The following is a 12940-nucleotide window of genomic DNA, read 5'->3' on the forward strand; positions in this document are numbered from 1 at the left end:
CCGTCGTTATTTGCCCGCAGGCTCCCAGGGAATGGGCTGCTGCGCCTGATGCGGGTGATCCGGTCCCACATACAGCTTCAGCTTGGTAAACTGCTTCCGGCCCAAGGAATTGTGCGGTAGCATTCCGCGCACCGCGCTCTCCAGGATGCGCTCGGGATGCGTGTGCAGCATATCGATGGCGCGGGTCTCCTTTAGCCCTCCGGGATACCCAGAGTGACGGCGATACAACTTCTGTTGCCACTTGTCGCCGGTCAAGACAACCTTCTCCACGTTGGTGACAATCACAAAGTCACCGGTGTCCACGTGCGGCGTGAACTCCGGTTTATGTTTGCCGCGCAGAATTCGCGCGATCTCCGTAGCCAAACGCCCCACGCGCCAGCCAGTAGCGTCAATCACGTACCACTTACGCTCCACGGCGTTCGGCTTCGCCATGTACGTCGTTCGCATGCCAGTCCCTCCCGATTGCGTCGCAACCGCCGCGCCGCTGGACGCAGCGGATCATCTCCTCGCGCAAACCATAACCGCGTGCCCATCGTGTGTGCGATGGTAGACAACCGATTCATCTTTCCTCACTGTAACGGGGGGCAGTGGGTAAGAGACACTAAACTACATTTTATGATAATTTCGGGCGTGCGTCAAGAGCGTATTCGACCTGCCACAGGGTCAGGCCGTGGGGAGGCGCTGTCTGCCCCGCGCGCTGCCGGTCTCGCGCCGCCAGGATGAACGGGATGTCCTGCGGGCTCAGCCGTCCTTGACCCACATCCACCAGCGTGCCCACGATGATGCGCACCATGTACTGCAGGAAGCCGTTGCCGGAGCAGTAGATATCGAGGTAAGTCCCACGCTCGACAAAATCAATGGCGCGGATGGTCCGTCGTTTGTCCTCGATAGGCGTGGCTGCGGCGCAAAAACTGGTGAAATCGTGCTCGCCCAGGAGGTGCTGAGCCGCCTCTCGCATCGCCGCCTCGTGCAACCGCCCAGGCACGTGCCATGCGTATCGGCGCGTGAAGATGTCCTCCTCGTCCGCCCGTTGCAGCGTGTAGCGATAGACCTTGCCGGTGGCCGAAAAGCGCGCGTGAAACTCCTCCGGTACCGAATCGGCGGCCACCACCATCAAGTCCCTGGGCAAAAGCCGCCCCAGCACCCGCGGATACCGTTCTGCAGGGGGACCATAGGATTGCGTGAAGTGAACCACCTGACCGCGCGCGTGCACACCCGCGTCCGTCCGCCCAGAACCAAAGACTTCCACGGGTCGCCCCAAGACCCGCTGCAGCGCCGCCTCCAGCGTACCCTGCACCGTCCTTAGGTTTCGCTGCCTGGCGAACCCGTGGAAGTCCGTTCCGTCATAAGCGATTACCATGCGAATCTTGGCCATCGGCATCCCCGCCCAGGCTCATCGGCAGACCGCATAACCCTCCGTCACACCAACTCGATGTAGACCATCGGTGCAGCGTCGCCGCGGCGCGGTCCAATCTTCACGATGCGCGTGTAGCCGCCATTGCGCTCCGCAAAACGAGGCGCAATCTCATCGAACAGCTTCTGGATGACATCGCGCTCCTCGTTCTCGGCCCGCTCGCGGCGCACAAACGCAGCCACTTGACGGCGCGCGTGCAGATCCCCACGCTTGCCAAGCGTGATCATCTTGTCCACCAGGCGACGGATCTCCTTCGCTTTGGCCTCCGTCGTTTCAATGCGTCCGTACATCAACAGATCCGTGACCAGGCTGCGCAAGAGCGCCTTGCGCGCACCGCTGGGCCGTCCCAATTTGCGATACCCCACCGTGTTCGCCTCCTCATACCAGATATCGTTGCCACGGCGTGGGGACTGCGGCGCCTCAGTCCTCCTGGCGCAGGCTCAGCCCCATCGCCGCCAGTTTCTCAATCACTTCTTCCAATGACTTGCGTCCCAGGTTACGGACCTTCATCATCTCGTCCTCGGTCTTCGCGCACAATTCCCCGACCGTATTGATGCCGGCGCGCTTCAGGCAGTTGTAGGAACGCACCGACAGGTCCAGCTCCTCAATCGGGACATCTAGAGACTTGTCGGCCGGCGCGTCTTCAGTCTCCGTCATGAGGTCGGTATCGCGCGCTTTGTCTGTCAACCCGACAAACAGGGCCAGGTGGTCGGTCAGGATTTTCGCCCCGATACTCACCGCTTCTTCCGGTGCTACGCTGCCATCCGTCCAGACTTCGAGGGTGAGTTTATCGTAGTCGGTGACTTGTCCGACACGGGTGTTCTCCACCGTGAAGTTGACCCGCGTGATCGGCGAGTAGATGGAGTCAATCGGAATGACGCCGATCTCCTGCTGTTCTTCCTTGTTCCGGTCGGCCGGCACATAGCCCCGGCCGCGCCCGGCTCGCAGTTCGGCATACAGGTGCGCCCCCTCCGTCAAGGTGGCGACATGCAGGTCGGGGTTGATAATTTCCACGTCGGAATCCCCGCGGATGTCTCCCGCCTTGATCTCGCCGGGGCCTTCGGCGTCAATCACCAGCCCTTTTTCCTCGTCGGAATGTATCTTCAGCGAGAGCCGCTTGAGATTCAGGATGATCTCTGTGGTGTCTTCCACCACACCGGGGATGGTCGAAAACTCGTGCAATACCCCTTCAATCTTCACCGAACGCACAGCGGCGCCAGGAATGGAAGACAACAGGATGCGGCGCAGCGAGTTGCCCAGAGTCGTACCGTATCCCCGCTCCAACGGTTCGACGACAAACTTGCCGTACCCATTGGAACTCTCCACAACCTCAATGTTCGGCTTCTCCATTTCGATCATCCGTAACCCCCCTCGCTTTGCCTGGCAGCCTCACCGCCCCGGTCAAGCCCATCACCGCGAGTAGAACTCGACAATCATCTGCTCGGCGACCGGCGCATCAATCTCCTCGCGCGCGGGCAGACGCAGGACCTTGCCGCTGCAGTTGGCCAGGTCGCGCTCCAGCCAAGGGCCGACGGTCTGGGACTCAGCCGCCTCCAACAGCTCCTTGAAGCGAGCGAGGGAACGGCTCTTCTCACGGATGGTGATGACGTCGCCAGCCTTCACCAAGAAAGACGGGATGTTCACACGTCGTCCGTTCACCTCGAAGTGGCCGTGACGCACCAATTGGCGCGCCTCCGGACGCGAGGCCGCAAAGCCGAGACGATAGACCACGTTGTCCAAACGGCTCTCCAGCGTCTGCAACAGGGTCTCGCCGGTGATGCCGGGCCGACGCGCCGCATCCTCGTAGTAACGTTCAAACTGCTTCTCCAATACGCCGTAGAACCGCCGCGCCTTTTGCTTTTCACGCAGCTGCAGCCCGTACTCGGACGGGTTGCGCCGCCGCCCCTGGCCGTGCTGGCCCGGCGCAGTCGCACGGCGGTCAATCGCACACTTTGGTCCCAGGCAGCGCTCGCCCTTCAGGTACAATTTCACACCTTCACGGCGGCACAGCCGGCAGACCGGTCCGGTATATCTTGCCATTCTAGTCTTGACACCTCCACTTTCATCTATACCCGTTATAGCCGTAGCTTCTCATTTGCTCCTCAGCCTGCAACCACTTGGCGACATGCGCCACCATCCGTAGCCCACGCGTCAGACGCGCCGGCGCTTGGGCGGGCGGCAGCCGTTGTGCGGAATCGGCGTGACGTCGCGGATGCCCGTGACCTCCAGGCCGGCAGCCTGCAGCGAACGAATCGCCGCCTCCCGGCCCGCGCCCGGACCTTTCACCGCCACTTCCACCTGCTTCATGCCGTGCTCCATCGCGGTGCGAGCGGCCGCTTCTGCCGCCATCTGGGCAGCGAAGGGCGTGCTCTTCCGCGAGCCTTTGAAGCCCACATTGCCGGCCGACGACCAGGAGATCACGTTGCCGCTCTGGTCGGTGATGGAGACAATCGTATTGTTGAAGGTCGACTTGATGTGCGCGACCCCGAATTCCACATTCTTCCGATCCCGCCGCTTCGTGCGGACACTGCCCGACGTCCGGCGTTGATTCCCTTTCGGCATCGTCTTACCCCCTCACAGATTACTTCTTCTTGCCTGCCACCGTACGGCGAGGCCCTTTGCGTGTGCGCGCGTTCGTCTTGGTCCGCTGTCCGCGCACCGGCAGGCCCCTTCTGTGCCGGAGACCCCGATAGGAACCAATCTCAATCAACCGCTTGATGTTGAGCGCCACCTCGCGCCGGAGATCGCCCTCCACCTTGTAATTGCGGTCAATCGTGTCGCGCAGACGGACGACCTCGTCCTCCGTCAGGTCGCGCACGCGCGTGTCCGGGTTGATGCCAGTCTCCTGGAGAATCTTGTTCGCCGTGGTACGGCCAATGCCGTAAATATAGGTCAAACCGATCTCCACTCGTTTGTCGCGAGGCAAGTCCACGCCTGCAATACGAGCCATTCGGCCTTCCACCTCCAACTTGTGTGCTGTTACATCTATATCCACACGATGACAGCCCCAAGTGGACACACTTGTCCCCTCAGGCAGCCGCGCTGCACCGCGATGAATCCGACAGTCCGTAGACCTACAAACCGTATGCGCCCACCGGGCGCCTCAGCCTTGACGCTGCTTGTGCTTCGGGTTTTCGCAGATCACCATGACGGTGCCCTTACGCCGAATCACCTTGCATTTCTCGCAGATCGGTTTGACCGATGGGCGAACCTTCACGACAGATCCCTCCTCCATCCCGGTCCCGGCCTGTCCGCCGTTCCGGGGCCGTGTGGGACTCCGGGAGGCGGTTGTGGACCAGGGTCCACTTTCAACCACTCCATGATACCGGAAATCCCGTAAAATCTCCAGCATCAGTTACTTGTACCGGTAGGTAATTCTACCACGGGTCAGGTCGTACGGCGACAGTTCCACTGTCACCCGGTCTCCAGGCAAGATTTTGATGTAATGCATGCGTATCTTGCCTGAGACGTGGGCGAGAATCTTGTGCCCGTTCTCCAACTCCACGCGAAACATGGCGTTCGGCAGGGGCTCTATCACCGTGCCCTCGACTTCAATCACATCATCCTTCGCCATCCGCTGCGCCTCCTTCCTCATCTCCATGCATTGTCAGCAACTCCGGCAGCGCCACGCGCAAGGCATGGCGCAGTTGGGCGTTGGTCACGCGCCCTTGGTTCAGCATCGCGGTCCGTACTTCTTCCGCCACGTATGGCGTTCGTCTCAGGTGCAGGACATTCTTCTTTTTGGGTTTATCCGCCTTGCGCATACGGCCGTCGGAGATGAGGACAAAGCGGTCTCCGACGTGCCCGATGACGATGGCGAACAAGCCGCTGTCGCGGCCTTTCGCCACCTCTACAATGCGGCCGATTTCAGGCAACTCAGGCTGCCTCAATGTCGTGTCTCACCTCAAGCGCCGAGCTCGTTCAGGATGCTACGCACCTCGGCATACACTTCATCAATCGGGCGTTGCCCGTCCACCTGTCGCAGCAGTCCCCGCTTCCGATAATATTCGACCAGGGGCGCGGTGTGCGCATACTGCTGCAGGCGGGTCTTGACGGCCTCCTCCGTGTCATCACTGCGCTGATACAACTCGCCTCCACAGCGGTCACAGATGCCCTCCTGGCGGGGTGGCTGGAACACCACATGATACGTGGCGCCGCACTCGCGGCAGATGCGGCGGCCGGTCATGCGGGACAGCAAGACCTCCTGCGGCACGTGGATGTACAACGCCGCGCTCAACCCCAGGCCGATGTCTTCGAGCATCGCGTCCAGCGCCTCCGCCTGCGGCAGCGTACGTGGAAACCCGTCCAGCAAAAATCCCCGTTCGGCGTCAGGTTGGCGCAGCCGCTCGCGCACCACCTCAATCGTAACATCGTCAGGAACCAACTTCCCACTATCGAGGTACCCTTTGACCTTGTCGCCCAAGGGCGTTCCCATCGCGGCCGCGGCGCGAAACATGTCGCCGGTCGAGATGTGCACCAGGCCGTAGTCGTCGTGAATACGGGCAGCCTGGGTGCCCTTTCCCGCCCCGGGCATTCCCAGCAAGACGATTTGCATCCCCGTCTCTCCTCCCAGAATTGATCAACGGATGAACCCGCGATAGTGGCGTTGCAACAGCTGCCCCTCCAACTGCTGCAGCGTCTGCAAAGCGACACCGACAAGGATGAGCAGCGATGTGCCGCCGAAGTAAACAGAGGTTAGACCCGCCCCTGACAACAGCAGGAACGGCAAGACCGAGATGCCCCCCAAAAAGACAGAGCCAAACACTGTGATCCGGTTGACCACCCGCACAATGTACCGCTCCGTGTCCTCTCCCGGCCGCACCCCCGGGATGTACCCCGCGTGCTTTTGCAGCTGTTCGGCCAGTTGCTGCGGATTGATCTGGACGTGCGTGTAGAAGAACGTGAACAGGATGATGAACACGACCTCCGCCGCGATAAACCACCCTGAGTTCGGGTACAAGTAGCGCATGACCCATTCCGCCCACGCCCGGTGCTGGAAGAACGTCGCCGCCATATAGGGGAGCATCAGCAACGAGCTGGCGAAGATGACCGGGATCACGCCGGCCGCGTTCACCTTGAGCGGAATGTGCGTCTGTTGGCCGCTATAGACCGTGCGGCCCACCACCCGCTTCGCATACTGCACCGGAATCTTGCGTTCCGCCTGTTGCACAAACACGATCAACCCGAAGATCAACACGACCCCAGCCGCCAGCAGAAGCACCTTGAGCCCGTTCATGAACCATTCGCCGGGATTGGGGACGAACCAGTTCGAGTAGATCTCCTGGCCAAGCTGGCCAAGACGCGCGATAATGCTGACAAAAATGATGATGGAGATGCCATTGCCGACCCCTTTTTCCGTGATCATCTCGCCAAACCACATCAACAGGGTGTCTCCGGCTGTCAGCGCGATGACGATGAGGATGTACCACCACCAAGTGTCCTCGTAAAGCAGGCCTCCCCTGTGGAACGAGAATGTCAGCCCTGCGGCCTGCACCAAACCCAACGCTACGGTCAGGTAGCGCGTCACCTGCGTGAGCTTGCGCCGACCCGCCTCCCCCTCCTTGCTCCACTCTTCAAACCGGGGAATTACGCCGGTCTGCAACAACTGCACGATGATGGACGCCGTGATGTACGGCGTCACGCTCATCGCAAAGATTGAGAAGCGGTAAAAGGCACCGCCCGAAAACATGTTCAACAGGTCGAACAGCGGGTTCTGGTTGCTAGGATTGTTCAACAGCGCCGTGTTCATATCCGGCACCGGAATGTAAGTGCCAATCCGATAGACGGCTATCATGAACAGAGTGAACAGAATACGCCGCCGCAGGTGCTTGAGCCTCCACAGGTTCAGGAAGGTCTGCAACTCAGATCACCTCAGCGGTGCCGCCTGCCGCTTCAATCTTCGCCTTGGCAGCAGCCGAATACGCGTGCGCCCGCACCGTCAGTTTCACCGTCAGGTCTCCGTTGGCCAGCACCTTCAGTCCGTCCTTGAGGTCACGCACAATCCGCTGTTCCTGCAGATACTCCGGCGTGACCACGGTGCCCTCCGGAAGATCGTTCAGCTGCGCCAGGTTCACGATAGCGTACTCCTTGCGGAACCTGGCGTTTGAAAAGCCGCGCTTGGGCAGGCGCCGGAACAGCGGCGTCTGACCGCCCTCAAAACCGGGCCGGACGCCGCCACCCGAACGGGCCCACTGACCTTTCTGGCCGCGCGTCGAGGTCTTGCCCATGCCCGAACTGCTGCCGCGCCCCACACGCTTGCGGCTGTGGCGCGCGCCTTTGTTCCCCTTCAGTTCATGAAGCTGCACGTAAGCCACCTCCTCATCCATTCGACTCGACAACTTTGACGTCCACCAGATGGACCACCTTGTCGACCATACCGCGTATGGTCGGGCTGTCGTCGTGCACAACCGTCTCATTCACCTTGCGCAAGCCCAGAGCACGCACGGTGCGGCGCTGCGGCTCCGGTCGACCAATGGGACTGCGTTTGAGGGTGATCGCCAGTTTGTTCGCCATCGCTGACCCTCCTTTATCCCAGGATTTCTTCGATGCTCTTGCCGCGCAGGCGCGCCACCTCTTCCACCCGCTTCAGCTGCATGAGGCCGTCCAGCGTCGCGTGCACCATGTTGATTGGGTTGCGCGATCCCAACGATTTGGTGACGATGTCTTTGATGCCTGCCAATTCGAGCACCGCGCGTGCCGGGCCGCCGGCAATCACACCGCTGCCTTCCGGAGCCGGCTTAATCAGCACCCGCGCCGCGCCGAAGTGGCCTATCGCCTCATGTGGGATGGTGGTGCCCTTCATCGGCACCTGGATCAGATTCTTCTTCGCGTCTTCCACCGCCTTGCGGATGGCCTCCGGCACTTCCGACGCCTTGCCCAGGCCAGCGCCCACGTGTCCGTTGCCGTCGCCGACGACAATCAGAGCGGAGAACGAGAAGCGACGGCCGCCCTTGACCACCTTGGACACGCGATTGACCGTGACCAGCTTCTCCGACAGTTCCAGTTGATTCGGATCTATACGCACAACGACACCTTCCTTTCGCTCAGAATTTCAGTCCAGCCGCACGCGCCGCTTCCGCCAGCGCCTGCACCCGTCCGTGATAGAGATAGCCGCCGCGGTCAAACACGACGCTCTCGATGCCCTTTTCCAGCGCCCGCTTCGCGACCAGGCTCCCGACCTTCTCGGCCGCCTGCACGTTGCCGCCGTTGTGCACCTGCTCACGCAGCTCCGGGTCGAGCGTGGACGCGCTCACCAGCGTGTGGCCGGCCACGTCGTCGATGACTTGGGCATAGATGTGCTTGTTGGAGCGGTACACATTCAGACGGGGACGCTCCGGGGTCCCGGAGACGCGCTTGCGCACCCGCAAATGCCGGCGTTTGCGAGCCAGATTCCGATCTTCCTTGCTTATCATGCCAGCCCCTCCTTCCTGCGAACGTCCGCTTACTTCTTACCAGTCTTACCGACTTTCCGCCGGATCACTTCGTCCTCGTACTTGATGCCCTTACCCTTGTACGGCTCCGGCTTGCGGATGCTGCGGACCTTGGCCGCGTACTCGCCGACCAGCTCCTTGTCGATGCCGCGAATCACCAGCTTGTTCGCCGCGGGCACATCCATCTCAATGCCCTCGACCGGATCGAGCACGACAGGGTGGGAGAAGCCCAGCGACAGAGTCACCTTGTTGCCGCTCTTGGCCGCACGGTAGCCGACGCCGACCAGTTCCAGGCTCTTGCTGTATCCGTTCGTCACGCCCTCCACCATGTTGGCCAGGACGCTGCGCGTGGTGCCGTGGAGGCTGCGGTGCAACTTGTTGTCGCTCGGGCGCTCGACGACAATCTGCCCGTTCTCCACGACCACCTTCATGTCCGGGTGGATGCGCCGGGTCAACGTGCCTTTGGGGCCCTTGACCACAACCTCCTGGCCCTGGCAGGTGACCTCCACACCGGACGGGATTTGAATCGGTTTCCGGCCAATTCGGGACATGTTTGCACCTCCGTCCTGCAGTTTACCAGATGTAACAGATAACCTCGCCGCCGACCCCCAACTTGCGCGCCTCTTTGTCCGTCACAACGCCCTTGGAAGTCGACAGGATTGCGATGCCGAGGCCGCCCAGCACGCGAGGAATCTCGTCCCGCGAGGCGTACACCCGTCGCCCCGGCTTGGAGATCCGCTTCAGGCCCGTGATCACCCGTTCCTGATTGCGTCCGTACTTGAGGAACAGGCGGATGATGCCCTGCTTGTCGTCCGCGATGAACTCCGCGTCCCGGATGTACCCTTCGCGCTTGAGGATCTCCGCCACCGCTCGCTTCAGATTGGAACCCGGGACTTCAACTTTGTCGTGCCCGACCGCGTTGGCGTTGCGGATACGGGTCAGCATGTCAGCGATTGGGTCCGTCATCACCATCGTCAAATACCTCCTTCCTCTTACCAGCTCGCCTTTTTCACGCCCGGCAATTGACCCTTGTAGGCCAGGTTGCGGAAGCAAATGCGGCAGATGCCAAACTTGCGCAGCACCGAGTGGGGCCGCCCGCAGATGCGGCAGCGCGTGTACGCCCGTGTGCTGAACTTCGGCTTGCGCTGGGCCTTGGCAATCATCGACTTCTTTGCCACGTCATCAATCCTCCCAAGTTCAATTTGACTCAGGAACGTCGAAACGGCATTCCCATCGCGGTCAGCAGCGCCCGCGCCTCTTCGTCCGTCTTCGCCGTGGTCACAACCACCACTTCCAGCCCTCGCACCTTGTCGACCTTGTCGTAGTCGATCTCCGGGAAGATCAACTGTTCGCGCAGACCCAGGGTGTAGTTGCCGCGGCCGTCAAACGCGCGCGGGGACACGCCGCGGAAGTCACGCACCCTCGGCAGGGCGACGTTCATCAATTTATCGAGAAAGTGGTACATCCGCTCGCCGCGCAGCGTCACCTTGGCGCCAATCGGCATGCCGGTGCGGATGCGGAACTGGGCAATCGACTTCTTCGCCCGCGTGACAACCGGCTTCTGCCCGGTGATGCGGGTCAGGTCGTCCACTGCAGCGTCGATGACCTTCGGGTTCTGCACCGCTTCGCCCAGTCCCATGTTGACCACGACTTTTTCAATCCGCGGGACTTGCATGATGGACTTGTAGTTGAACTGCTTCATCAAATCGCCGACCACGTGGTTCTTGTAGTACTCCTGCAAACGGGCCACCGGGGTCCCTCCTTTCACCTGGCTACTCAGTCAATCACTTCGCCAGACTTTTTCGCGTAACGCACCTTGCGCCCGTCTTCCAGCACCTTGTGCCCAATGCGTGTAGGCGCTCCAGTCTTGGGATCCACGTGCATCACGTTGGAGACGTGAATCGGCGCCTCCTTCTCAATAATGCCGCCCTCCGGGTACTTGAAGTTCGGCTTCGTATGACGCTTGACGATGTTCACGCCCTCCACCAGCACTCGGCCCCGTTTCGGGAACACCTTGAGCACCTTGCCCGTCTTTGACTTGTCCTTGCCGGCGATGACAATCACCTTGTCGCCGGTCTTCACGTGCAGCTTCGGCATCCTGGCACCCCCAATCCTGCGCCCCTGGCTCACAGCACTTCCGGCGCCAGGGAGATGATTTTCATGAAGTCTCGGTCGCGCAATTCGCGTGCCACCGGTCCGAAAATGCGGGTTCCGCGCGGGCTTTTGTCTTCCCGGATGATAACGGCCGCGTTCTCGTCAAACCGGATGTACGATCCGTCCGGACGCCGCAGGCCGCGCTTGCTGCGCACAATCACAGCCTTGACCACGTCGCCCTTCTTGACAACGCCACCGGGTGTTGCGCTCTTCACAGAAGCGACAATCACATCGCCAACGTTCGCCGTCTTGCGGTTGGACCCGCCCAGCACGCGGAAGCACATGATTTCCTTCGCGCCGGTGTTGTCCGCCACGACCAATCGGGTCTGTGGTTGAATCATCGTCCGACCTCCTCCCAGCGACCACTATCCTTACAGGATAACAGCCTTCTCCACGATTTCGACCAAGCGCCAGCGCTTCTCCTTGGAGAGCGGGCGCGTCTCCATGATGCGCACCACGTCGCCTACCTTCGCCTCGTTGTTCTCGTCGTGCGCCTTAAACTTCTTCGTCCGGCGCACCGTCTTGCCGTACAACGGGTGCATGACGCGTTCCTCCACGGCCACGACAATGGTCTTGTCCATCTTGTCGCTGACCACTTTGCCTACGCGCACCTTGCGAAAGTTCCGCTCCATCCGACATCCCCCTTTCGAATCAACCGATTCCGAGTTCGCGTTCTTTGAGAACCGTCTTCGCGCGCGCGATGTCTTTGCGGACCTGGCGGATGCGCATCGGATTCTCCAACTGGCCGGTCGCCAGCTGGAAACGCAGGTTGAACAGTTCGTCCTTCAACTCGTTGACCTTGTTCTCAATCTCCTCGGTGGACAAGTTGCGCAGCTCACTGGCTTTCATCCGCTTCACCACCCACTTCTTCGCGCTTGACGAACTTCGTCTTGATGGGAAGCTTGTGTGCGGCCAAACGCATCGCTTCCCGCGCGACCTCTTCGCTCACCCCGGCCAGTTCAAACAGCACCCGGCCCGGCTTCACCACCGCGACCCACTTCTCCGGCGAGCCCTTGCCGCTGCCCATGCGGGTTTCGGCTGGCTTCTGCGTCACCGGCTTGCTCGGGAAGATCTTAATCCAGACCTTGCCGCCGCGCCGGATGTAACGGGTCATCGCGATACGGGCCGCCTCAATCTGGCGGTTGGTCACCCACGCCGGTTCCAGCGCCTGCAGCCCGTACTCGCCGAAAGTCACCTCGTTGCCGCCCTTGGAGACACCCTTCATGCGGCCGCGGTGCTCCTTGCGGTGCTTCACGCGCTTTGGCATCAACATTGTCAGTTGCCCCCTTCCTCAGTGGTCCGGCGGCGCTTGGGCAGCACTTCGCCGCGGTAAATCCACACCTTCACTCCAATCCGCCCGTACGTCGTATGCGCCTCCGCCAACGCGTAGTCAATATCCGCCCGCAGCGTGTGCAAAGGCACTGTCCCTTCCGAATAGCCCTCCGTGCGCGCGATTTCCGCACCGCCCAAACGGCCCGACACCTGCACGCGGACACCTTTCGCACCGGCGCGCAGAGAGCGCTGCATGGCCTGCTTCATGGCGCGGCGGAAGGCGACGCGCCGCTCCAACTGGCTCGCGATGTTTTCCGCCACCAGACGGGCAGACAGATCCGGCTGTTTGATCTCGGAGATGGAGATGTGCACCCGCTTGCCGGTCAAGGCGCTGAGCGCATTGCGCAGGGCATCCACTTCCGATCCGCCCTTGCCAATCACCATGCCCGGCTTCGCGGTGTGGATGATGACGTTGATGCGGTTAGCCGCACGCTCGATGTCAACCTCGGCCACCGCCGCGTCCTTTAGGCGCTTGGCGATGTACTCGCGAATCTTCAGGTCTTCGTGCAGCAGATCCTGATAGTTTTTCTTATCCGCGTACCACTTGGATTCCCAGTCCCGGATAATGCCAATGCGTAAACCGACCGGATTCACCTTTTGACCCATGCCG

The 12940-nt window shown here is 61.2% G+C and carries 26 protein-coding genes; all 26 read right to left on the reverse strand.

Annotated features, from left to right (window positions below; translation table 11 throughout):
- Positions 1 to 6: 6 nt before the first annotated feature.
- Positions 7 to 447 carry a 50S ribosomal protein L13 gene (gene rplM, locus AK2_RS12315; protein ID WP_067934843.1) on the reverse strand — a complete coding sequence of 147 codons (441 nt, stop codon included), beginning with the start codon at positions 445 to 447 and terminating at the stop codon, positions 7 to 9.
- A gap of 166 nt (positions 448 to 613) precedes the next feature.
- Positions 614 to 1375, reverse strand: coding sequence for a tRNA pseudouridine(38-40) synthase TruA (truA, locus tag AK2_RS12320; RefSeq protein WP_067934952.1), 762 nt, complete (start codon positions 1373 to 1375; stop codon positions 614 to 616).
- A 44-nt stretch (positions 1376 to 1419) separates the two neighbouring features.
- Positions 1420 to 1779: a 50S ribosomal protein L17 gene (rplQ, locus tag AK2_RS12325; protein WP_067934845.1), complete on the reverse strand. Its 360-nt coding sequence runs from the start codon at positions 1777 to 1779 to the stop codon at positions 1420 to 1422.
- A 55-nt stretch (positions 1780 to 1834) separates the two neighbouring features.
- Complete coding sequence (locus tag AK2_RS12330; protein ID WP_067934847.1) at positions 1835 to 2773, reverse strand: DNA-directed RNA polymerase subunit alpha; 939 nt, start codon at positions 2771 to 2773, stop codon at positions 1835 to 1837.
- Between the two features lie 51 nt (positions 2774 to 2824).
- Complete coding sequence (gene rpsD, locus AK2_RS12335) at positions 2825 to 3454, reverse strand: 30S ribosomal protein S4 (RefSeq protein WP_067934850.1); 630 nt, start codon at positions 3452 to 3454, stop codon at positions 2825 to 2827.
- A gap of 111 nt (positions 3455 to 3565) precedes the next feature.
- Positions 3566 to 3976, reverse strand: coding sequence for a 30S ribosomal protein S11 (rpsK, locus tag AK2_RS12340; RefSeq protein ID WP_067934852.1), 411 nt, complete (start codon positions 3974 to 3976; stop codon positions 3566 to 3568).
- A gap of 19 nt (positions 3977 to 3995) precedes the next feature.
- Positions 3996 to 4364: a 30S ribosomal protein S13 gene (gene rpsM / locus AK2_RS12345; protein ID WP_067934855.1), complete on the reverse strand. Its 369-nt coding sequence runs from the start codon at positions 4362 to 4364 to the stop codon at positions 3996 to 3998.
- Between the two features lie 153 nt (positions 4365 to 4517).
- Positions 4518 to 4631: a 50S ribosomal protein L36 gene (rpmJ, locus tag AK2_RS12350; RefSeq protein ID WP_007505902.1), complete on the reverse strand. Its 114-nt coding sequence runs from the start codon at positions 4629 to 4631 to the stop codon at positions 4518 to 4520.
- Between the two features lie 138 nt (positions 4632 to 4769).
- A complete protein-coding gene (gene infA, locus AK2_RS12355; protein WP_026962555.1) occupies positions 4770 to 4988 on the reverse strand; it encodes a translation initiation factor IF-1 in 219 nt (72 codons plus the stop codon).
- The gene (locus AK2_RS12360; RefSeq protein WP_067934858.1) at positions 4975 to 5304 is read right to left on the reverse strand and encodes a KOW domain-containing RNA-binding protein; all 330 of its coding nucleotides are present in this window, start codon (positions 5302 to 5304) and stop codon (positions 4975 to 4977) included. The genes infA and AK2_RS12360 overlap by 14 nt, the downstream gene beginning before the upstream one ends.
- Before the next feature lie 14 nt (positions 5305 to 5318).
- A complete protein-coding gene (locus tag AK2_RS12365) occupies positions 5319 to 5969 on the reverse strand; it encodes an adenylate kinase (protein ID WP_067934861.1) in 651 nt (216 codons plus the stop codon).
- A 24-nt stretch (positions 5970 to 5993) separates the two neighbouring features.
- Positions 5994 to 7274 carry a preprotein translocase subunit SecY gene (secY, locus tag AK2_RS12370; protein ID WP_067934863.1) on the reverse strand — a complete coding sequence of 427 codons (1281 nt, stop codon included), beginning with the start codon at positions 7272 to 7274 and terminating at the stop codon, positions 5994 to 5996.
- 1 nt (position 7275) lies between these two features.
- Positions 7276 to 7719 carry a 50S ribosomal protein L15 gene (gene rplO, locus AK2_RS12375; RefSeq protein WP_067934954.1) on the reverse strand — a complete coding sequence of 148 codons (444 nt, stop codon included), beginning with the start codon at positions 7717 to 7719 and terminating at the stop codon, positions 7276 to 7278.
- A gap of 13 nt (positions 7720 to 7732) precedes the next feature.
- Complete coding sequence (gene rpmD, locus AK2_RS12380) at positions 7733 to 7927, reverse strand: 50S ribosomal protein L30 (protein WP_067928100.1); 195 nt, start codon at positions 7925 to 7927, stop codon at positions 7733 to 7735.
- A 13-nt stretch (positions 7928 to 7940) separates the two neighbouring features.
- Entirely contained in the window at positions 7941 to 8438 is a 498-nt protein-coding gene (gene rpsE / locus AK2_RS12385; RefSeq protein ID WP_067934866.1) for a 30S ribosomal protein S5, read from the reverse strand.
- Positions 8439 to 8457: 19 nt separating this feature from the next.
- A complete protein-coding gene (rplR, locus tag AK2_RS12390) occupies positions 8458 to 8826 on the reverse strand; it encodes a 50S ribosomal protein L18 (protein WP_067934869.1) in 369 nt (122 codons plus the stop codon).
- A 29-nt stretch (positions 8827 to 8855) separates the two neighbouring features.
- Positions 8856 to 9395 carry a 50S ribosomal protein L6 gene (gene rplF, locus AK2_RS12395; RefSeq protein WP_067934871.1) on the reverse strand — a complete coding sequence of 180 codons (540 nt, stop codon included), beginning with the start codon at positions 9393 to 9395 and terminating at the stop codon, positions 8856 to 8858.
- A 22-nt stretch (positions 9396 to 9417) separates the two neighbouring features.
- Entirely contained in the window at positions 9418 to 9816 is a 399-nt protein-coding gene (rpsH, locus tag AK2_RS12400) for a 30S ribosomal protein S8 (protein ID WP_067934873.1), read from the reverse strand.
- A 20-nt stretch (positions 9817 to 9836) separates the two neighbouring features.
- Entirely contained in the window at positions 9837 to 10022 is a 186-nt protein-coding gene (locus AK2_RS12405) for a type Z 30S ribosomal protein S14 (RefSeq protein WP_026962545.1), read from the reverse strand.
- Between the two features lie 29 nt (positions 10023 to 10051).
- Positions 10052 to 10594 carry a 50S ribosomal protein L5 gene (gene rplE / locus AK2_RS12410; RefSeq protein WP_067934875.1) on the reverse strand — a complete coding sequence of 181 codons (543 nt, stop codon included), beginning with the start codon at positions 10592 to 10594 and terminating at the stop codon, positions 10052 to 10054.
- 26 nt (positions 10595 to 10620) lie between these two features.
- On the reverse strand, positions 10621 to 10941 hold the full coding sequence (gene rplX, locus AK2_RS12415; RefSeq protein ID WP_083521165.1) for a 50S ribosomal protein L24: 321 nt from the start codon (positions 10939 to 10941) through the stop codon (positions 10621 to 10623).
- 29 nt (positions 10942 to 10970) lie between these two features.
- Positions 10971 to 11339, reverse strand: coding sequence for a 50S ribosomal protein L14 (gene rplN / locus AK2_RS12420; protein ID WP_067928115.1), 369 nt, complete (start codon positions 11337 to 11339; stop codon positions 10971 to 10973).
- A gap of 30 nt (positions 11340 to 11369) precedes the next feature.
- Positions 11370 to 11630, reverse strand: a complete 261-nt coding sequence (gene rpsQ, locus AK2_RS12425; RefSeq protein ID WP_067934877.1) for a 30S ribosomal protein S17 — start codon at positions 11628 to 11630, stop codon at positions 11370 to 11372.
- Between the two features lie 19 nt (positions 11631 to 11649).
- Entirely contained in the window at positions 11650 to 11847 is a 198-nt protein-coding gene (gene rpmC, locus AK2_RS12430; RefSeq protein WP_067934879.1) for a 50S ribosomal protein L29, read from the reverse strand.
- Entirely contained in the window at positions 11834 to 12271 is a 438-nt protein-coding gene (gene rplP, locus AK2_RS12435) for a 50S ribosomal protein L16 (RefSeq protein WP_067928124.1), read from the reverse strand. The genes rpmC and rplP overlap by 14 nt, the downstream gene beginning before the upstream one ends.
- A gap of 2 nt (positions 12272 to 12273) precedes the next feature.
- Positions 12274 to 12936 carry a 30S ribosomal protein S3 gene (gene rpsC / locus AK2_RS12440; protein ID WP_067928127.1) on the reverse strand — a complete coding sequence of 221 codons (663 nt, stop codon included), beginning with the start codon at positions 12934 to 12936 and terminating at the stop codon, positions 12274 to 12276.
- Positions 12937 to 12940: the final 4 nt, after the last annotated feature.

Source organism: Alicyclobacillus kakegawensis NBRC 103104 (assembly GCF_001552655.1).
GTDB classification, from domain to species: Bacteria; Bacillota; Bacilli; order Alicyclobacillales; family Alicyclobacillaceae; genus Alicyclobacillus_G; species Alicyclobacillus_G kakegawensis.

Coding starts and splice junctions, on each gene's coding strand:
- rpmC (WP_067934879.1), bottom strand. CDS start 11,847: ATGAAAGCCAGTGAGCTGCGCAACTTGTCCACCGAGGAGATTGAGAAC.
- rpsM (WP_067934855.1), bottom strand. CDS start 4,364: ATGGCTCGTATTGCAGGCGTGGACTTGCCTCGCGACAAACGAGTGGAG.
- rpmD (WP_067928100.1), bottom strand. CDS start 7,927: ATGGCGAACAAACTGGCGATCACCCTCAAACGCAGTCCCATTGGTCGA.
- rpsC (WP_067928127.1), bottom strand. CDS start 12,936: ATGGGTCAAAAGGTGAATCCGGTCGGTTTACGCATTGGCATTATCCGG.
- rplN (WP_067928115.1), bottom strand. CDS start 11,339: ATGATTCAACCACAGACCCGATTGGTCGTGGCGGACAACACCGGCGCG.
- rplF (WP_067934871.1), bottom strand. CDS start 9,395: ATGTCCCGAATTGGCCGGAAACCGATTCAAATCCCGTCCGGTGTGGAG.
- rpsH (WP_067934873.1), bottom strand. CDS start 9,816: ATGGTGATGACGGACCCAATCGCTGACATGCTGACCCGTATCCGCAAC.
- truA (WP_067934952.1), bottom strand. CDS start 1,375: ATGGCCAAGATTCGCATGGTAATCGCTTATGACGGAACGGACTTCCAC.
- rplP (WP_067928124.1), bottom strand. CDS start 12,271: ATGTTGATGCCAAAGCGCGTGAAGCACCGCAAGGAGCACCGCGGCCGC.
- rplM (WP_067934843.1), bottom strand. CDS start 447: ATGCGAACGACGTACATGGCGAAGCCGAACGCCGTGGAGCGTAAGTGG.
- rplR (WP_067934869.1), bottom strand. CDS start 8,826: ATGATAAGCAAGGAAGATCGGAATCTGGCTCGCAAACGCCGGCATTTG.
- infA (WP_026962555.1), bottom strand. CDS start 4,988: ATGGCGAAGGATGATGTGATTGAAGTCGAGGGCACGGTGATAGAGCCC.
- rplX (WP_083521165.1), bottom strand. CDS start 10,941: ATGCCGAAGCTGCACGTGAAGACCGGCGACAAGGTGATTGTCATCGCC.
- rpsQ (WP_067934877.1), bottom strand. CDS start 11,630: ATGGAGCGGAACTTTCGCAAGGTGCGCGTAGGCAAAGTGGTCAGCGAC.
- AK2_RS12330 (WP_067934847.1), bottom strand. CDS start 2,773: ATGATCGAAATGGAGAAGCCGAACATTGAGGTTGTGGAGAGTTCCAAT.
- AK2_RS12365 (WP_067934861.1), bottom strand. CDS start 5,969: ATGCAAATCGTCTTGCTGGGAATGCCCGGGGCGGGAAAGGGCACCCAG.
- rpsK (WP_067934852.1), bottom strand. CDS start 3,976: ATGCCGAAAGGGAATCAACGCCGGACGTCGGGCAGTGTCCGCACGAAG.
- rpsD (WP_067934850.1), bottom strand. CDS start 3,454: ATGGCAAGATATACCGGACCGGTCTGCCGGCTGTGCCGCCGTGAAGGT.